The sequence below is a fragment of the Stenotrophomonas sp. STEN063 genome (assembly GCF_056854515.1).
The window spans coordinates 1-3,171 of record NZ_JBXFWF010000122.1 but is presented as its reverse complement, the minus strand read 5'-3'; the positions used below and the strand labels follow the sequence as shown (position 1 = coordinate 3,171).

1 protein-coding gene is annotated in these 3,171 nt (G+C 66.2%); it reads right to left on the bottom strand.

Annotated elements, in window-relative coordinates; all coding sequences use genetic code 11:
* Positions 1-171: 171 nt before the first annotated feature.
* The gene (ppc, locus tag AC1VWL_RS19180; protein ID WP_482987741.1) at positions 172-2,883 is read right to left on the bottom strand and encodes a phosphoenolpyruvate carboxylase; all 2,712 of its coding nucleotides are present in this window, start codon (positions 2,881-2,883) and stop codon (positions 172-174) included.
* Between the last annotated feature and the right edge of the window lie 288 nt (positions 2,884-3,171).

The following is a 3,171-nucleotide window of genomic DNA, read 5'->3' as shown; positions in this document are numbered from 1 at the left end:
GCCGCGCCCAGCCCCCCCCTCCACAACCCCCGCCCCCCCCTGGCGTCGCACCCCCACCCGCGGGCCGCCCTCCCCACGCCCACACCCCGCCCCGCCCCCCCCCCCCCCACTACACTCAGGCATTGCCGGGAAGGCCTCTGCCGAGCATGGCTCGGCACTACAAGGACTGCTTCAGCCGGTGTTCTGCACGCCTTGCGATACGCCGTTCACGCAGGCCACCAGCGCGCGCAGTAGACCTTCATCTTCGCGGTCGCTTGCACGCCAGCGCTGCAGCAGGTCCACCTGCAGGATGCTGATCGGGTCGATGTAGGGATTGCGCAGACGGATCGACAGCGCCAGTCGCGGGTCCTGCTCCAGCAGGTCCTGCTGGCCGCTCAAGCGCTTCACCCAATGCGCGGTCAACGCCAGCTCCTCGCGGATCAGCGGGAAGAACTGTTCGTGCAGTGGCCCGGCCAGCTTGGAGAACTGTTCGGCGATATGGATGTCGCCCTTGCTCAACACCATCGACATGTCGTCGAGGAAGGTCTCGAAGAACGGCCAATCGTGCGCCATCTCACGCAGGGTCTGTTCATGCCCGGCATCTGCAGCGGCCTGCAGGCCACTGCCGACACCGAACCAACCCGGAATTACCGCGCGTGCCTGGCTCCACGCGAATACCCACGGGATCGCCCGCAGATTGCTCAACGCCGCATCCTGGCCCAGGCGCCGGGAAGGCCGTGAACCAAGCGTCATGCGTTCGATCACATCGATCGGCGTGGCCTGGCGGAAGTAATTCATGAACTGCGCATCGCCGACAAAGGCGCGATACGCCACTGAACTCTGCTCGGCGACCAAGGCCATCACTGGCTTCCACTGTTCCTCGCGCGGCTCGCTGGCGCGCGGGCGCAGGCTGGCACGCAATACCGCGCCAGCAGATTGCTCCAGCGAGCGCAGCGCCAGCGCACGGATACCGTACTTGCGATGGATCACTTCGCCCTGCTCGGTGACGCGCAGGCGGCCACCGATGCTGCCGCGTGGCGAGGCGTTCACCGCATGCGTGGTCTTGGTACCGCCGCGGCTGATGGAACCACCACGGCCGTGGAAGAAGGTCAGCTTGACCCCAAATTCCGCCGCCGTTTCCAGCAGCTCGACCTGCGCATGCTGCAGGCCCCAGCGCGAGGCGGCGATGCCGCCGTCCTTGCCGCTGTCCGAATAGCCCAGCATCACCATCTGCACGTCATCGCGCGCGGCAAGATGGGTGCGGTAAACCGGATCGGCAAGCAGATCACGCAGCGTAGCGGTGCCACGCTGCAGGTCGTCGACGGTTTCGAACAACGGCGCGATGTCCAACGGTACTGCGCCATCCGCATCGACCAGACCACCACGACGCGCCAACGCCAGCACCGCGAGCACGTCGCCGCGATCATGTGCCATCGAGATGATGTAGCTGCCCAACGCATCCGCACCGTGACGACGGCGTGCATCGGCCAATGCAGCGAACACCTTGTCCAGTCGCTGCCCGGCTTCATCCTCGCCACGCGCCAGCACTTCGGTGCCTGCGGCGTACGGCGACAGCAACTGCGCACGCGCTGCATCGTCCAGCGCGTCGAAGGCCTCCTGCCCGCCCAGCACCTCGGCCAGCGCGCGCGAATGCACACTGGATTCCTGGCGCACATCCAGACGCGCCAGATGGAAACCAAAGGTGCGCACGCGCCACAGCAGACGCCGCACCGAGAACCAACCAGCGTGCTTGCCCTTGTTGGCCTCAAGGCTGTCGAGGATGAGCTGGATGTCGTGGATGAACTCTTCCGGTGACGCATATGCACCCGGAGCGTCTTCCAATGTCGCCTGCAGGCGCGCGCGCATGCGGTCGTTGAGCAGGCGGTACGGCATGTCGGCATGACGCGGGCGCGACTTCACCTGCGGCAGCAGTTGCTGGTACTCCTGCACACGCGCCTGCACTCCAGCACTGACGCCAACCAGTTCGGTCGATTGGCTGAGCAGGCTGGCCAGCGCCACCATGTCTTTCAGGTACAGGCCAAGCACGGCGCTGCGCTGGGCGTTCAAGGTATTGGTGATGGTGCCGGCATCCACGTTCGGATTGCCGTCCATGTCGCCACCCACCCAGGTACCGAAGCGCAGCAGGCGCGGCAACGGCAGGGTTCGGCCCCAGGTGTCGCGCAGCGCCTGTTCCAGCGATTCGTAGAACACCGGGATGACCCGGTACAGCACGCGGGTCAGGTAGAAACCGACATGCTCGCGCTCGTCGTCCACGGTTGGCCGCACCGGCGAGGAATCGGCGGTCTGCCAGGAGGCAGTCAAGGCCATGCGGAAACGTGCGGCATCGGCAGCCTGCTCGCCGGGCGTGCGTTGCCCGTCGAGGTTGTCGACCAACGCGGCAACCATCAGTTGTTCTTTTTCCAGCAGCGCGCGGCGCACGGCTTCGGTCGGGTGCGCGGTGAATACCGGCTCAATGTCGATCTGCGGCAGCCACTGCGCCAGTTCTTCCGGCGTCACGCCCTGCGCCTTCAGCGCTAGCAAGGCGTCATGCAGTCCTTCCGGCTGCGGGCGTTTGGTGCCTGCGCGCTGGTAGTCACGGCGGCGGCGGATGCGATGCACGCGCTCGGCGATATTGACCACCTGGAAGTAAGTGCTGAAAGCGCGCACCAGCGCTTCGGCATCGCGCGGCGAACGCCCGGCCAGCTGCGCGCTGAGCGGAGCCAACGGCGCCTGGCTTTCACGACGGGCAATCGCCGCCGTGCGCACGTCCTCCACCTCGTCGAGGAAACCGGGCGACACCTGTTCGGAAATCAGATCACCAACCAGTGTGCCGAGGCGGCGCACATCGTCGCGCAGTGGCAGGTCGGGGGTGGCGAAGACAACGCTGCTGCGGTACTCGTTCATCGAAGACGTAGAGCCTGGAGAGCGGAAACCCGTCAAGCCTACCGCAAAAATCAGCACAATTTTGCAGTGCACCAAACCTGAAACAGTTGCATTTGTATGTTGTCTGGCAGCTGTCCTTTTGGACAGAAAGGTACGCAGGATCAGTCAGTTTGAGGACATGACGGAACAGCGCTTCACCTGTAGTGGGGGGGGGGGGGGGGGGGGGGGGGGGGGGCGGGGGGGGGGCGGGGGGGGGGGGGGGGGGGGGGGCGGGGGGGGGGGGGTGTGTGTTGGGAAGGAGCGCGGGGG

Excerpts from the sequence above, each read along its gene's own strand:
- ppc (WP_482987741.1), bottom strand. The coding sequence starts at position 2,883 with ATGAACGAGTACCGCAGCAGCGTTGTCTTCGCCACCCCCGACCTGCCA.